Raw genomic sequence first — 15,254 nt, 5'->3', positions numbered from 1 at the left:
ATTTTTAGTTCGACGGAAGCGCGGACCGGAGCGCGGACCGGAGCGCGGGCATCCCTGCCCGCCTGAGCGCAAAGCGCGAACAGGCCCTTGGGCAATAAACAACTTCAATTCCCGCGTCCATTACGGCGCCATGCGCCGTTTGCAAGCGGGGACGCTTGCGCTCCAGTCTGCGCTCCAGTCACGCTTTTGGATGCGCCCGATCGTAAACCTCGATCAGTTTTTCCATCGAAACCTGCGTGTAGATCTGGGTCGTCGACAGACGCGCGTGGCCGAGCAGTTCCTGAATATCTCTGAGATCGGCGCCCGAATCGAGCAGGTGCGTAGCGAAACTGTGACGCAGACTGTGCGGCGAAATTCCGCGATTGATCTCGGCGCAAAGCTTGATGTATTTGTCGACCATCCGTCCGACCGATCGCGTCGTGATACGCGTTCCCTGATAGTTCAAAAAGACCGCGTGTTCGTCGCGTTCCGTCGGCGGACAGTTATTCAAAAATGTCGGACGCGTTTCGGTCAGGTAAAACATCACCGCCTGAAGCGACGGCTCGCCGAACGGCAAAATGCGCTGCTTCTTGCGTTTGCCGGTGACGCGAACCAGCTTTTCACGAAAATCGATGTCGCGCAGATTCAGATTAACCAGTTCGCCGACGCGCATCCCGGTCGCGTAAAGAAACTCGAGGATGGCGCGGTCGCGGCGGCCGAGATCGGTGTTCAGATCCGGCGTTTCGATGAATCGGACGGCGTCTTCCATCGACAGATGAGTCGGCAGTTTACGCTCGATCCGCGGCGTCGCGACGAGTTTCGCCGGATTGTTCTCCTGCACGCCCTCGCGGATCAGAAACTGAAAAAAAGTCCGGAGCGAGGCGAGTTTGCGCGCGATCGACGTCTTCTTTTTGTTGTCGCCGTGAAGCGACGCCATCCACTCGCGGATCGTCAGATGATCTATGTCCTTGAGCGGAATATCGGAAATCTTGGACTTTGACGACAGATAGTCTCGAAACTGCTCCAGATCGCTCGAATAATTCCGCAGCGTGTGTTCGCTCACGTTTCGTTCGTAGCGCAGGTGCTGAAGAAATTGCTGAAGATAAGTTCCGAGCGTCATTTCGTAAATGTTTGATTGTTAATCGTCAATTGTCAAACGGTAGACGGTAGACGGCGGTAGACGGTAGACGGTAGGCGGTAGACGGTAGACGGTAGACGGTAGATGGCGGTAGACGGTAGACGGTAGACGGTAAGCGGCGGTAGATGGTAGACGGTAGACGGCGGTAGATGGTAGACGGTAGGCGGTAGACGGTAGACGGCGGTAGATGGTAGGCGGCAAGTCCAAATCCAAAATTCCAAAATCGAAAATCGAAAATCGAAAATCCTTGATCATCGCTTCGGAACATAATATCCCCTTCTCGTCCTGACCGTCGTTGCGGGCCGGTTTCTGACGGAAACCTCGATCGAGCGAAATTCGCCGCGTTTCTCGGGTTCAGGGTCGGGATAATAACTGAGAACATACTGCTGCGAGAGTTCGCCCGAGACCTGATCGAAAGCGAGATCGAGTTCGTCCTCATCGAGCGGCGACCAAACCGCCCCGCCGGTCTGTTTCGCAAGTTCCTGCATCCGGCGCTCGGCCGCGAGTTGCCGCAGGTTGGCGCTGCCGCGGCGCTCGCCGGTCCGCTTTGAGTTTTCAAAATCCGTCGTTTTGACAACGTAAACCTGTACGTTCGCGATCTGCAGCGCTTTGATCGTCTCCTCGAACGTCGCGTCGCTGATCGTATCGTCGCCGTCGGAGACGATGACGATGATGCGCCGGCCGCTAACCTCGCCAAGGTACTTTGAAGCGTCGATGATGCCGTCGAGAAGAGATGTCGCGCCTTCCGGTTCGGCAAATCCCTCGATCGCCGAGATCAGCGATCCGACGTCGGTCGTCAGCGGTTGTTCAAGCCTGGAGATCGTCGAGACGCTAAAGAGCGCAACGAGATCCTTTTCCGGCCTGATCACTCGCCGGAAGAATCGAATCGCGGCCTTTTTTTCGAACTCGCGGGCGATCGTCACGCTCGAAGAATTGTCGAACAACAAGGCAAGGCGGACCGGTGTTTCGGCGCGCGAAACTTCGCCGATCTCGGCGTCCTTTCCGTTGATCTTCAAAAAAAAGTCATCAAGTTTCAGATCGAGGATCGCACGTCCGCGGGCGTCAAAGACAGAGACCGGGATCGGGACCAGTCCGGCGTTGACGCGGATCGTGTCGGGATCGTCATTTGTTTGCGGAGTCGGGGTCGGAGTCGGCGTAACGGTCGGGATCGTCGTTTCCGTCGGGGTGTAAACTCCGACACGTTTCGGGGTCGGGCCCGGTGTCGGAGTTTCGGCCGGTTTCACACGGCCGCTCTGCGCGGTCGCCGGCAGCGTGCACATCGCAAACACAATCGTGAGAATGAATCTTCCGGTCATAACGGCAGTTCGATGCCCGCCAGTCCAAATTAGTTTATCGCCGTTCCGGAGTTTACTTCCAGTTCGGCGGGACGCTGCCGTATTGCTGAAAGCCGCCCCCGCCGTCGAACAATCGTTTCACCGATTCCCGCGACAGAACGATGATCGAGAAAACGCCGAGAATCGTCCCGATCGGCATAAACAAACAGAGGAAGCACGCGAAGACGAACGAGAACATACGCCCGTTCAACTTCGACATATTTCGTCCGGATTTGATGGCGGCGATCCCGATCGCCAAAGCGACCGCCGATATCGAGAGTCCGACGAGAACAAAAATGCCGCCGAAAAGCGCCGCCGGCGGACCATCGTTGTGACGGGTGTCGGCGGCGATCATCGCGCCGACAAAGACACCCATAAAGGTATAGATGAAACCGTAAAGAAACGGAAAGATGCATAGTCCGGCAAAGACGTAATGACAGATCGAGAGGATCTTCAGATGTTCGCGATCCTGATTTACTTCGTTGTTCATAACTTACTCCTAAACAAAGAACAGCTTTACTCCGGCGACGACAAGGACGGCAGCAAGAGCGCGACGCATCGTCAATGAATCGAACCGGCGACTGCCGAGCGTGGAGCCGATTATACCACCGATCACCGCCGCAATTATCCAGACGTAAACAGCACCGGAAAGTTGCGATAATTCGCGCGCGCCGCCTGCGAGCGCCGATGCGGAGTTGACGACGATGAACAAAGCGGAGATGCCGGCGGCGGTCTTGGTGTCGGACCAGTTCATCAGAAGCAGGATCGGCGTCAGGAAAATGCCTCCGCCGACTCCGACCAGTCCTGAAACAAATCCGAGCGCGGCGCCGATGATCAGCGCGACCCAGACGGGCGGAGGCTTCGGATCGCTCTCGGAAGCCAACTTGATGGACAAGCGTACAGCCGCGATGATCAGGCATACGCCGAGTACGAGCTTGTAAACCGGTTCGGCAAGCTGGACGCGTCCGCCGATATACGCCATCGGAACGGACGCGGCGGCGAACGGCAAAAAGATGCGCCAGTCAAAGCTCTTTACCAGGTAAAACTGAACGAACGCGATCGACGCGACGAAGACATTCAAAATCAGCGCCGCCGGGCGCGTTACCGTCGAAGCGACGGAAAACAGGGCCATAACCGCGAGATACCCGGACGCCCCGCCGTGTCCTACGGATGAATAGAGCAGCGCCACAACGAAGAGGGCACCGACGATCAGAATTTCGTTGAGTTCCATATTGTTTATGGATTTCGTATTGGATGATTCGGAATAGTTGGCAGTCTATAGATGAAAGCTGATAGTTCGATCAAAACTATCAGCTCTCATCTATCAATTATCCGCTACTCCGAACGAAGTCTCTGCCAAATTCCGGATTCCAGATTCCGGATTCCAAATTCCAAGGATTCCAGGATTCCAAGGATTCCAGGATTCCAAGGATTCCAGGATTCCAGGATTCCAAGGATTCCAGGATTCCAAGGATTCCAGGATTCCAAGGATTCCAGGATTCCAAGGATTCCAGGATTCCAGATTCCAAGGTTAAGGTTCGAGATTCCAAGATTCCAGATTCCAGATCCGAATTCAAGATTCCAGAATTCCAAGGGTTCCAGACCGGGAATCCCGAATCGCGTTGCGATCGCGTCGAGTCGGTACCATCTGCGGTAGCTGATGGTTCGTCGCGGCACTCCCGGACCGAAGAATTGATACCAACCTATCTTCAACCATCCGCTACCGCAGATGGTACCGACTCGACGCGGCCCCGAGTACAAAGAACCCGTGGGGTTTTCAAAGCTCCCGATTCCAGATTCCAAATTCCAGAATATCTAAAATCCAAAATCCAAAATCCACCTGTCCCAGTCTTCGAGCGCGAGTTCGACTTGGATCATATGCCGCTCGCGTTTGTTTCGGTGTTTCTTGCGCAACTCGACCGGCAGCGGTTCGAGCAGTCCGAACGTGATGTTCACCGGCTGGAAGTTCTTCGTCTCGACGTTCGAAACATACCGGCAGAGCGCGCCGATCGCAGACGTTCGCGGAGCGGTGACGGGCTCGGCGCCATTCATTATCCGCGCCGCGTTCAACCCTGCGAGCCAACCGGTCCCGACCGATTCGACGTAGCCCTCGACGCCGGTGATCTGGCCGGCGAAAAAGAGATTCGGATTCTTGCGCGTCTGAAGCGTTTCGATCAACACCTGCGGCGAATTGATGAACGTGTTGCGATGGATCTGCCCGTATTGAAGAAACTCGGCGTTCTCGAGTCCGGGAATCAGCTGCAGGACACGCTTTTGCTCGCCGTACTTGAGGTGATTTTGAAATCCGACCAGACTGTAGGCGTCGGCCATCAGGTTTTCCTGGCGGAGCTGGACCGCGGCATACGGTTCGCGGCCGGTCGACGGCAAGGGCAGTCCTTTCGGTTTCATCGGTCCGAACCGCAAGGTATCGATACCGCGGCGCGCGATCTCTTCGATCGGCAGACAGGATTCGAACCAGTGTGTGTCCTCGAATCGCTTGAGCGGGACCGATTTCGCCTCGATCAACTCGTTGTAGAAACGCTCGTACTGATCGCGGTCCATCGGACAGTTGACGTAATCGTCGCCGCCCTTCCCGTAGCGCGCAGCCTTGAATGCGATCGTCATATCGATCGAATCGGCGGCGACGATCGGTGCGATCGCGTCGTAGAAATAGAGCTGATCGTCGCCCGTAAGTTTCATGATCTCGAAAGTCAGCGCGTCGCTCGTAAGCGGGCCCGTCGCGATGATCGAAATTCCGTCGGACGGGATCGTCTTCACTTCCTCGCGGACGATCTCGATGTTCGGATTCGAAGTGATCCGCTCGGTGATCATTTCCGCGAATTTTCCGCGGTCGACCGCGAGCGCCGCGCCCGCCGGGACTTTTGTCGCTTCGGCGACTTCCAACACGAGTGAGTTGCCGCGCCGCAATTCTTCTTTCAAAAGATACGGCGCGGAACCGCGTTCGTCGGATTTGAGAGAATTCGAACAGACTATTTCGGCAAGCTGATCGGTGCGATGCGCGGGCGTTTGCATCACCGGACGCATTTCGAAAAGCCTGACGCGCGCGCCGTGTTTCGCCGCCTGCCACGCCGCTTCGACCCCGGCAAGTCCGCCGCCGATGACATTGATGAACTTCATAAATTTAGAAATTCAACCTTAGCATAACCGAGGCTGCTGATGAAGAAATCAGGCTGCGGAGTCGCGGCATTGACGATCGTCCTGAGTCAAAAGTCTGTCAGCAAAACGGCGTCCTGTGATTCATTAATGAGCGGATAAATAAACTGCCGTCCGTCAGGCGACCATTCAGGCAAATTGGAGACTCCTTTTCCCAATCCGTCTATGATTTTCGGAGGGCCTCCATCAATGGGTAAGATCAGCAATTTTAGATTCTCGCCGGCGGAAAAAATCTGGGTAAGAAATTTTCCTGACGCGTGGAAACGAAGTTGGCGTTCGTAGATTGGCACGGGCGGATCGAGTTTGCGAATGAGTTTGCCGGTCCCGGTCGAGACAAGCGCGATCCGCCATTTGCGATTGACTTCTTGGTCCATAAAATAACAGGCCACTTGTGACCCGTCCGGCGAAATAGTTGGAAAATAGCATTTTTCGCGAAGCAGCCGCGCTTCGCCGCCATTGCTGCTAATAAGAAAAACTCCTTCAGAGTAACCAAGTCCGCGGTGAAAAACCACAGTTCCATCGTTTGAAACATCGGGTGAGTGGTCGCCGCCCTGACTGAGTTGCCGAAGGTTGAGGCCATCCGCATCGGTTCTCCAGATTCCCCGCCCACTCTCTCGTTTTGAGGCAAAAACGAAACCACCGTCCGCATTTGAGACCGATAAGCCCAACCCCGCATTCACATTATTGGTCAACTGCGTACGGTTCGAGCCGTCCGGCTTCATTCGCCATAATTCGCCCTCGCCGCTGCTCCGCGAAACGTAGACAATTTGCCCGTCCTTGTCCCAGTCGATATCTTCGAGATATTCGGAAGCGGTAGAAATCTCACTAATTCGAATCGAGAAATCCTCCTGGTTAAAGTCGGCGACTCTGGCACTCGTCGACGCGCTGAGCTGAACCGAAACCAGTTTTCCGTTGGTCGCCGCGAGCCAGCTATACTTTTGCAGGTCATTCGTCAAAGACTTTGCTTCACCGGTTTGCCGCGAAAACAGCCAGATCTGAGACGGATGTCCGGTTTCGTCAGTTCCGATAAAGGCTAGACGATCGGAATCGAGCCAAACCAAATAATCAATTTCCTTCCAACGCCTATCGGTTAAATACCGTTCCATACCGGTTTCTGGGTCGACGAGCAAAATCGTACTACCTGGATTAGCGCCGGTTTTATCGTTAACGGCCAGCGCTATTTCGGAGCCGTCAGGTGACCACGCAACGGGGCTCGTCTTAAACATCGAGAGATAACGCGTATCATTCCCGGCCCGCATCAGAAAACGCTGGTTGCCGCCATCAGTGTCAGAAACGCCCATTAAGGTCTCGTTTTGGGAGCTGTTAGATGTCGTGAAAGCAAGTCGTTTACCGTCGGGTGAAATGCTGACCGATGAACCCGTGGCAAGGTCCTTAATCGGTTGCGGAACTCCGCCGATCAGCGGGATTCTCAAGACTACGGGATCGATCTCATTGTTTGTAAAAACGGACGCATAAACGAAACGGCTATCCGCCGAAATCGTCAGGCCGACAAACTCATGGGGTCGCGGTGCCAGAATACGCGTCTGGCTTCCGGTTTCGAGCTGTAGTAACCACAGGCTTTCGCCTCCATCTTCCTTTTGCGCAACGACCGCGAAATTCCCGTCGGGCGTAAGCGATGCCGCGGAAACCTTTCCGGTCGTCGTCAACTTGGTCAGCGTCTTATGTTTTGGGCCAATCGAATCAGTTTTCGGGCTCAGGTAGAAGCCAGTCGCAACGGCTGCAATAGCACAAACGACGGCGACGAACAGCTTGTATACAAACGAATTCAGTTGAAAATTATGTCGCCGTAGAACGATTTCCTCTTCGTGTTCGACCGTCAGTTCGGAAACCGAATGTCGTTCGACAACAAAAAGACTCTCATTCGTTTCCGCCGAAAAACGATAGCCTTTGCCCGGCACCGTCACCAAAAACCGCGGCGCGGCTTTGTTCTCGCCGAGTGCCTTGCGAACGTTCGAAATCTGCACCGCGAGATTCGCTTCCTCGACGATCCTTCCTTCCCAAACACTGTTGAGGATCTCGTCCTTTGAAAGGACTCGGCCATTGTTTTCCAACAAATACACCAGAAGATCAAACGCCTTCGCCGGCAGCGTGACCACGTCGCGGTCGCGCGACAAAGTCCTCCGCGAGAGGTCAACCTCAAATTCGGCAAAGGAAATCTGATTGTCGGGCAAATCATTCATCGCGAATTTAGAAGAATTTAGAAGAATTTATCGGCAAATTTAGGACTTTTATCAACCTCAACTGCCAGTGTTGGAGGCACGGCAGTTTTACCAAACGACGATCTGTGACTCTTCGGATATTAACAGAATCACGCTAACTCGGAAAGAATTTTTCTTTATGAAGTTAACCCAGCGAACGACCATCAGATTGGAAAGATACGAAAAGACCGTCTTCGGAAGACGCGTCGGGTTCCGTGGTTTTTGTGAAACTTGCGGCAAGGAGACGGAGCATTTGACGGTCGCGCAGGTTGCGGTCCGGTCGGAACGGTCCGAACGCACCGTTTTTCAATTGACGGAATCCGGCAGCCTTCACAGCGTCGATTCTCGCGACGGCCAATTGCTGATTTGCGCGGGGCAGTTTGAGTGAAACTGGAATATGAGATTTGACTTAGGGAGAACGCAATGACGATCGACATTATTTTAGCATTAATCGAAGTCGTGAAAAGCCAAAAATCAACGCTCTATCTCGATTCGAGCAGATGTGCGGAGGTGAGCGGCGGACCCGCATCCGGAACCGTCGGAGGAATATCCGTCAGAGACAGTTCGGACAGCAGCCAGCAGTGGCTTGAATTCGGCGGACTTGGCGCAGGACTATCGATCGGTTTGCCGGCGGGCTTTTCATACTCCGATGAAGGATATGAAACCTGGGGCGGACCGCTTTACAAAGGCCCTTCCGGTTTTGGCAAGTTAAATTTCAGCGATCTGACGGGTGGCGGACATTTAATCACGATGGGTGCTTCAAGAATCCAGGACGGAGGCAAGGGCATTGGATTGTCGATCGTCGCCCTTGGAGAAATAGGCGGCGAACTACCACTCTGTTCCGCTGTTACGGTTTTTGCCGGGACGATGATCGCCACCCCCGGTGCCAGCGTGAATGTCTACAAGGGCATTTGGCGAAAAGTGGACAAATAAAGGCGTAGCCTTTGCCCAAAACATCGCGGGACATTACAGGATTCGGACGGAAATCGGGCCATTGGGCTATTGGCGGGACGGCAGTCTCTTGGCGCGATCCACCAACACGAACAATCCGCTTTTCAAAACGCCATCGGATTCGTTAATGGCGTTGAACCGACTTGCCGTGGATTTTCCGGAAAAGGTTACCCCGGAGAAATACACTCGCTGGCTTCGGGTTCCGGTCTTTGACCAATGAAAAGGTGTTCCGGGTAATGCTCTTTCCGCCAAGTTCCTTTGCGTATGGGGCAATTTGATCAACGCTCAGGACATTCCAAGTTGATGAGGAGACAAAAATGAAAGGAAGAATCTCAAGTAGGTTGTTTTTATTGCTGACGATGGTATTCCTCGCGGCATTTTGCAACGCCGTTACTGCGCAAGTGCTGCCGCAAGTATGCACATTGCGTGGAACGGTCGGAACCGCCCCGCCGGCCGGGGCGACAGGGACCTTGACGAATGTCGTAAACCGACCCGGCTCGCCAACGTCGACTTGTTCGGGAGTGACGCCGCCAAATCCATTCAACGGCAATGCGGGAAGCTATCGGTACAACATTCACTACCTGAAGAATCCGACGATCTTTCCGATTTGCGTTCCGGTCAGGCTCACCAAGACAAACCCCTCTATTTCAGGCGCGGATTTGCAGGTTTCGGTCTTTCAAGCACCTTTCGAGGCAGCCGATATTACCAATTCGGCAAAATTTCGCGGCGATGCCGGAACCGGCACGGGCGCATTCGCTTTGATACAGCCGACGACTTTCAACGTCGTCGTGCCGGGAAATTCTTCCGTCGCGCTGGTCGTTTACAATACTGTCAACAATTCGACGGCGGCAGAGCCGTATCAACTGGATTTCTGCACGACGACGACAAATTACACCGGTTCGCCGCGTCCGATTCCCGATAATGATTCGAACGGCGTCAACGCGTTTTTGAATGTCTCTATCGCCGGAAGAATCTCGGATGTTAACTTTAGATTCAATACGGGGCCGGGCGTTTGCGACGCGTCACCGGCAAACACCAATGCAGCGGTGACGCACACTTTCGTCGGAGATTTGACCTTTCGCCTGACCGCGCCGGATGGTTTCCCGACAGTGGCGTTTATGGAGCGGCGTGGCGGTACACGCGAGAACATTTGCTCGACCTTGATTGATGATGAAGGCAATTTTCCGGCCTTGTCGACAATCACCGGCACTACCGGCTTTTTTGTTTCTGGCAATTACATGCCCGAAGCGAACAATGCGCTTTCGAGATTTGACGGAGAAGATCCGCAGGGAAACTGGGTATTAAATGTTTCCGACAACCTGGCACTTGACCTCGGAACGTTGCGCCGGTTTGCTCTTGACATCACGACCGCGTCGCGAAAGGCGCCGTTTGATTACGACGGCGACAACCGCACTGACCGTTCGATCTATCGCTCAAATGTAGGTGAATGGTGGGTTCTGAAATCCTCGAACGGCGGAAACTTCGCGGCGCAATTCGGTCTTTCGACCGATCGGATCGTGCCTGGTGACTACACTGCCGACGGTGTTTACGATTTCGCGTTCTGGCGCCCATCGACCGGCGAGTGGTTTATTCTAAGGTCAGAGGATTTTAGTTTCTATTCGTTTCCGTTCGGCGCGAATGGCGATATTCCCGTCCCGGCGGATTACGACGGCGATACCTTTACGGACGCGGCTGTTTTCCGGCCATCAAACAACACTTGGTACATCCAGCAATCGTCTGGCGAAACGGTAATACTGGGCTATGGCGCGGCCGGTGATAAGCCCGTGCCTGCGGATTACGACGGCGACGGCAAAACCGACGTTGCGATCTTTCGGCCGTCGACAGGCCAATGGTGGCTCCGAACGAGCAGATTCGGGTTCACGCAAGTCTGGACTTTCGGCAACAGCAACGACCGGCCGGTCCCCGGAGATTACACCGGCGATTCGATCTCTGATTTAGCTGTTTGGCGGCCTTCAACCGGTCAATGGTTCATCCGGCGGAGTGAAGATTTTTCATTCTACTCTGTGCCGTTCGGAGTCAGTGGTGATTTTCCGGCACCCGGCGATTACGATGGCGACGGCAAGTTCGATCCGGCGGTTTTTCGATCGTCGAACGCGACGTGGTATCTGAATCAATCGCAGGCCGGCGTTTCAATCCAACAATTCGGCAGCGCCGGCGATTTTCCGACGCCGAGTGCGTATGTTCCATAGTCGCCTCAATCACGTCTGGCGCTGCCAAGCCATTGGAAAGCCGGTTTCGTCAAGCGATCCAGTGAGCCTGAAAATGCTCACTGGATCGCTCGGCCAACAGCTTGATCGCTTCATAAACTCCTCTTCCAAGTTGCCAGAACTATCTCTGCGCTGAATTCCGAAGTATTTTCGAGGCGCAGTTTCCAGGTTCCGGTGGATGTCGGCCGATCGAAGAATATCGACCGGAACCAGCCGGATGCTTCCGGCGTCTTCGCGAGATTCTTGCCGACGACGGTGCTTTTGTCGTCGATCAGCGATGCGGATACGTCGGGCACCGCCATAAACGTCAAACCGAAGTTCATCGCTTCGGCGACCGGGATTTCGATCTCAACCGACTGTTTCGGCGCGATCTTGACCGCTCTTGCGAAATCGATATCGGACGATGTGATTACGTTCGCTAAGGTGTCGGGACGATACGCAACATTCACAAGACCGGCTTCCGAATTCTGCATTCTTGAACTTGTCGTTGGGATTTCCGGATCGTGATTGCCTTTCGGTCCGATCGCGAGACGCGGTTTGACGAACGACGAGAAATCGGAAGTGCCGGTCAGATCGGTGTGGATATTTCCCGATTCGGCCGTGTCTTTCACGATCCATTTTGCCGACGGAACCGAAACGACGCCGTCGTTGGCGACGATCTCTTTGCACATCGTCGGCAGCGGATTCCCGGCCAACGCGGAGAACTTCACGCCTTTGCGCTGTGTGTTGATACGGTTGAATCCGCTCACATAGCCGGGCGTAAGTTGACGAACGGCCTCAACCGATTTTCCGACCATCCCGAACGCGATATCCATCACATCCGCGCACGGTGATCCCATATTCGGAGTCCCGAGCATGATCAGATGCGAGACCTTCGGACGTCCGTCCGGGGAATTTGCCTCCATTATCTGGCTGATGTAGTAACGCGAGATGAGTCCGCCCATCGAATGCGCGACGATATCGACGTGCCAGGCGTTTCGGTCTTCCTGAGCGTATCGGACATAACTCTCGAGTTGACGCGCATTGTCCCCGATCGACGCAGTCTGCTCTGACGACATAAACTCCTTTCCGGTATTCATCACGCCTTTTTCGGATTTTTCACCGACCGGAAACGCCTTCCAGTCGTATGAATGGACCGTGGTGAGTATGTTCTGCCACGATTCCCACGCCTTCCAGTTGCTCCAAAGCCCGTGAACCAGGACGACCGGTTTCGGCGCGATCTTGAGATTCTTCGTCAGCTCGTCGATCTTCTTGTCGTTTTCCTCGAGTTCGGCCTTGATGCGCTGCAGCAGTCGCGGACGTCCGTCGTCGAACCAAGCATAGCCGGAAGAATCCCATACCATCTCGACAGTCTCTTCGCTGTTCGCGTCGACCCGCACCGAGAGCACTTGGTCCTGCAGCGGCGCATCAGGCCTCGCGCCGTCCCATTTGTCACCCTTGTACGTTTCCTTCAGACGCAGGTCCGCAAACTTCGTTTCACCGGACGTATTGAGAATCTTTGCCTTGATCTTCACCAGATTGCCGTCGATCGTGCCCCGTTGTTCCACTATCTCCTGCCAGTCGTTCCAGTTCGGGAACTTCATATCCTCGAACTGCAGATCCGAGATCCGCAGCGGAGCGCCGCATTTCTCGAGAGTCCAGCTGATCGTTTCGGTAACGCCGAGATTGGTTTGCGACCAGCTTCCGGAAATTCGATTCGGATCGGAGGGATTGATGCGGTGCGAACCGTCGGTCGTCATCGAATTCCCGTCGATGTTCGTCGCCGTGCTCGGCATCGTGACGTTCTTGCCCTCCTTCGGCTGGCATTGGCCGGCGAACTGAGAAGTTTCGGAACCCGAGACCATTCCCCGAATCTGCGGCAATCCGACGCTGACGGAGTACGTGCCGTCGGAGTTGACGCCGACGCCTATGGATGCCTCGACATTGGACGCATTTCCGGTGGCCACGCTTTTGCTGACGAAATTGCCGGTCATCACCTGGAACGACTTTCCGCGGTCGCACGAGTTTTCTTCCTGCGCCAACACGGTTTCCGTCGTCGTGAAACTGTGCTCGATCCGCGCCTTTCCGATGTTGGAACCGTCCTTTTCGGGCGATTCGAGAACGGCGACCGACGCCTTGTAGTCGTACTTCATCTCCCAGTCGCGCGTGTCCTTCCCGCGGTTGCTGACGCGTTGGGTAACCTTGTGGTCGGACATCGTTTGCCGCCGCGAATACGTTACGTTGCCGGTCCACGCGCCCGAACAGGCGGACTTCGAGCTCAAACCGGGCCGCCGGCTTTGGGCGTGAATGCCGGTAACGAAAACGGATAGTAAAATGACCAACGAAACTGCCTTTTTGAATGATCTGGATCGCATATGAACCTCTCTCCTCGAATGCTAACGCGCAATCGAAGCGGGAAAGGTATCAGCGCCGCTTTTTTGCTCGCTGCTTGCTCCCAAATCAATCCCGGATTCGGTGACACTTGTCACAGTATTGGGAAATCGTTTCGCGTAAACTGAAAAATCAATAGGTTGGTACGATAGAGATGACTTTTCTGAAAACAGACCTGACCACCCAGACAGATCTTCAACAACACGGAACCGGAACCGGTCCGACGCGCACAAAGAAGCCCGTTTACGTTGATTTCTTTCCGCCGTGCAACAACGCTTGCCCGGCCGGTGAGAATATTCAATCGTGGCTGAATCACGCGCAGGCGGGCGAGTATTTCGAAGCCTGGAAACGGTTGACGGAGGAAAATCCGATGCCGGCCGTTCACGGACGCGTTTGCTATCATCCGTGCGAAACGTCGTGCAATCGCGGTGAACTCGACAGTTCGGTGAGCATCCACGCGGTCGAACGGTTTCTCGGCGATCTGGCGATCGCGGAAGGTTGGAATTTTGCCAAGCCGCAACGGTTGACGAACAAGCGCATCCTCGTGATCGGCGCCGGTCCGAGCGGGCTTTCGGCCGCATATCATCTTGCGCGACTCGGACATTCGGTGAGCGTTTACGAGGCGGGTCCGATCGCGGGCGGAATGATGAACTTCGGGATTCCGGCGTATCGTCTGCCGCGCAACGTTTTGCAGGCGGAGATCAAGCGGATCGAAGAACTGGGTGTCGAATTCAGGCTCAACTACAAAGTTACGGACGTTCTCGCGGAGAAGAACGAAGGCGGATTCGACGCGGTCTTCATTGCGATCGGCGCGCATATCGGAAAGAAAACCACGATCCCGGCGCGTGACGCGGGCAAGATCCTCGACGCGGTCTCGTTTCTCAAGGACGTCGAACTCGGCCTTCAGCCGCATATCGGCCGGCGCGTCGCGATCTACGGCGGCGGCAACACGGCGATGGACGCGGCACGAACCGCCAAGCGGCTCGGTGCAGAAGAGGCCCTGATCATCTATCGCCGGGACCGCGAGCATATGCCGGCGCACGATTTCGAGGCCGACGAGGCTTTGAGCGAAGGCATCAAGATCCATTGGCTGCGAACGATCAAAAACCTTGAATCGACATCGGTAACGGTCGAAAAGATGAACATCGTCGATGGCCGCCCGGTTCCGACCGGCGAGTTCGAAACGCTCGAGGCCGATTCGTTGATCCTCGCGCTCGGCCAGGATACTGAGACGGATTTTCTGAAGGGAATTCCGGGCATTGAGTTCAAAGAAGACGGCACGGTCGTCGTCGACCCGAATATGATGACCGGCGCGGACGGCATTTTCGCCGGCGGCGATATGGTTCCGAGCGAACGGACGGTGACGATCGCGACCGGTCACGGCAAGAAGGCGGCGCGCAACATCGACGCTTGGCTCAACGGAACGGCGTTCGAAAAAGCGCCGAACAATCCGTTGGTCCAGATCGACCGGCTGCACGTTTGGTACCGAACGACGGCCCCTGCGAAACCGCAAACGCATCTCGAACCTGAAGTCGCGGCGAGCGGATTCGAAGAGATCGTTACCGGTTACACGGCCGACGAAGCGCGTTACGAAGCGCAGCGTTGTTTGTCGTGCGGAAACTGTTTCGAGTGCGACGGTTGTTTCGGCGCCTGTCCCGAAGACGCCATCATCAAACTCGGGAAAGGCAAGAGATACAAGTTTAACTACAACCTCTGCACAGGCTGCGGCACGTGTTTCGAACAATGTCCGTGTCACGCGATCGAAATGATCGCGGAGCAGTGAGCGCTTCAGTGCAAGGCGCATAGTGCAAAGTGCATAGTGCAAGGTGTGTGCAGGTAGCCGCTCGGCGCGAACCTGGAA

Annotated in this window: 12 protein-coding genes; 5 read left to right on the top strand and 7 right to left on the bottom strand. The window is 55.1% G+C overall.

The window, feature by feature from the left end:
* Positions 1-178: 178 nt before the first annotated feature.
* The 4 genes from IPN69_24070 to IPN69_24055 all read right to left on the bottom strand — a co-directional run bounded on the left by IPN69_24070 (position 179) and on the right by IPN69_24055 (position 3,682).
* A complete protein-coding gene (locus IPN69_24070) occupies positions 179-1,099 on the bottom strand; it encodes a tyrosine recombinase XerC (GenBank protein ID MBK8813787.1) in 921 nt (306 codons plus the stop codon).
* Positions 1,100-1,368: 269 nt separating this feature from the next.
* Positions 1,369-2,433 carry a VWA domain-containing protein gene (locus IPN69_24065; protein MBK8813786.1) on the bottom strand — a complete coding sequence of 355 codons (1,065 nt, stop codon included), beginning with the start codon at positions 2,431-2,433 and terminating at the stop codon, positions 1,369-1,371.
* Between the two features lie 52 nt (positions 2,434-2,485).
* Complete coding sequence (locus IPN69_24060) at positions 2,486-2,941, bottom strand: hypothetical protein (protein MBK8813785.1); 456 nt, start codon at positions 2,939-2,941, stop codon at positions 2,486-2,488.
* 9 nt (positions 2,942-2,950) lie between these two features.
* On the bottom strand, positions 2,951-3,682 hold the full coding sequence (locus tag IPN69_24055) for a sulfite exporter TauE/SafE family protein (GenBank protein ID MBK8813784.1): 732 nt from the start codon (positions 3,680-3,682) through the stop codon (positions 2,951-2,953).
* 51 nt (positions 3,683-3,733) lie between these two features.
* Between IPN69_24055 and IPN69_24050 the strand changes: the two genes are divergently transcribed.
* Positions 3,734-4,108, top strand: coding sequence for a hypothetical protein (locus tag IPN69_24050; GenBank protein ID MBK8813783.1), 375 nt, complete (start codon positions 3,734-3,736; stop codon positions 4,106-4,108).
* Positions 4,109-4,266: 158 nt separating this feature from the next.
* Here IPN69_24050 and trmFO read toward each other — a convergent pair whose 3' ends face one another.
* Both trmFO and IPN69_24040 read right to left on the bottom strand, forming a co-directional pair.
* Positions 4,267-5,589, bottom strand: coding sequence for a methylenetetrahydrofolate--tRNA-(uracil(54)-C(5))-methyltransferase (FADH(2)-oxidizing) TrmFO (gene trmFO, locus IPN69_24045; GenBank protein ID MBK8813782.1), 1,323 nt, complete (start codon positions 5,587-5,589; stop codon positions 4,267-4,269).
* An 86-nt stretch (positions 5,590-5,675) separates the two neighbouring features.
* Positions 5,676-7,826, bottom strand: coding sequence for a winged helix-turn-helix domain-containing protein (locus IPN69_24040; protein ID MBK8813781.1), 2,151 nt, complete (start codon positions 7,824-7,826; stop codon positions 5,676-5,678).
* 157 nt (positions 7,827-7,983) lie between these two features.
* On the opposite strand from IPN69_24040, the gene IPN69_24035 reads away from it, so the two are divergent.
* From IPN69_24035 to IPN69_24025, 3 genes are all read left to right on the top strand, one after another.
* The gene (locus tag IPN69_24035; GenBank protein ID MBK8813780.1) at positions 7,984-8,232 is read left to right on the top strand and encodes a hypothetical protein; all 249 of its coding nucleotides are present in this window, start codon (positions 7,984-7,986) and stop codon (positions 8,230-8,232) included.
* Between the two features lie 35 nt (positions 8,233-8,267).
* On the top strand, positions 8,268-8,777 hold the full coding sequence (locus IPN69_24030; protein MBK8813779.1) for a hypothetical protein: 510 nt from the start codon (positions 8,268-8,270) through the stop codon (positions 8,775-8,777).
* A gap of 335 nt (positions 8,778-9,112) precedes the next feature.
* Complete coding sequence (locus IPN69_24025; GenBank protein ID MBK8813778.1) at positions 9,113-11,005, top strand: VCBS repeat-containing protein; 1,893 nt, start codon at positions 9,113-9,115, stop codon at positions 11,003-11,005.
* Positions 11,006-11,115: 110 nt separating this feature from the next.
* On the opposite strand, the gene IPN69_24020 is transcribed toward IPN69_24025, so the two are convergent.
* Entirely contained in the window at positions 11,116-13,377 is a 2,262-nt protein-coding gene (locus IPN69_24020) for an alpha/beta hydrolase (protein ID MBK8813777.1), read from the bottom strand.
* A 170-nt stretch (positions 13,378-13,547) separates the two neighbouring features.
* On the opposite strand from IPN69_24020, the gene IPN69_24015 reads away from it, so the two are divergent.
* Positions 13,548-15,176, top strand: a complete 1,629-nt coding sequence (locus IPN69_24015) for an NAD(P)-binding protein (protein ID MBK8813776.1) — start codon at positions 13,548-13,550, stop codon at positions 15,174-15,176.
* Positions 15,177-15,254 lie beyond the last annotated feature (78 nt).

Source organism: Acidobacteriota bacterium, assembly GCA_016715115.1.
GTDB lineage: Bacteria > Acidobacteriota > Blastocatellia > Pyrinomonadales > Pyrinomonadaceae > JAFDVJ01.
Note: the sequence above shows the minus strand (reverse complement) of the source record. Positions and strands in the feature narration are given on the sequence as shown.

Coding starts and splice junctions, on each gene's coding strand:
- IPN69_24070 (MBK8813787.1), bottom strand. CDS start 1,099: ATGACGCTCGGAACTTATCTTCAGCAATTTCTTCAGCACCTGCGCTAC.
- IPN69_24065 (MBK8813786.1), bottom strand. CDS start 2,433: ATGACCGGAAGATTCATTCTCACGATTGTGTTTGCGATGTGCACGCTG.
- IPN69_24060 (MBK8813785.1), bottom strand. CDS start 2,941: ATGAACAACGAAGTAAATCAGGATCGCGAACATCTGAAGATCCTCTCG.
- IPN69_24055 (MBK8813784.1), bottom strand. CDS start 3,682: ATGGAACTCAACGAAATTCTGATCGTCGGTGCCCTCTTCGTTGTGGCG.
- IPN69_24050 (MBK8813783.1), top strand. CDS start 3,734: ATGAAAGCTGATAGTTCGATCAAAACTATCAGCTCTCATCTATCAATT.
- trmFO (MBK8813782.1), bottom strand. CDS start 5,589: ATGAAGTTCATCAATGTCATCGGCGGCGGACTTGCCGGGGTCGAAGCG.
- IPN69_24040 (MBK8813781.1), bottom strand. CDS start 7,826: ATGAATGATTTGCCCGACAATCAGATTTCCTTTGCCGAATTTGAGGTT.
- IPN69_24035 (MBK8813780.1), top strand. CDS start 7,984: ATGAAGTTAACCCAGCGAACGACCATCAGATTGGAAAGATACGAAAAG.
- IPN69_24030 (MBK8813779.1), top strand. CDS start 8,268: ATGACGATCGACATTATTTTAGCATTAATCGAAGTCGTGAAAAGCCAA.
- IPN69_24025 (MBK8813778.1), top strand. CDS start 9,113: ATGAAAGGAAGAATCTCAAGTAGGTTGTTTTTATTGCTGACGATGGTA.
- IPN69_24020 (MBK8813777.1), bottom strand. CDS start 13,377: ATGCGATCCAGATCATTCAAAAAGGCAGTTTCGTTGGTCATTTTACTA.
- IPN69_24015 (MBK8813776.1), top strand. CDS start 13,548: ATGACTTTTCTGAAAACAGACCTGACCACCCAGACAGATCTTCAACAA.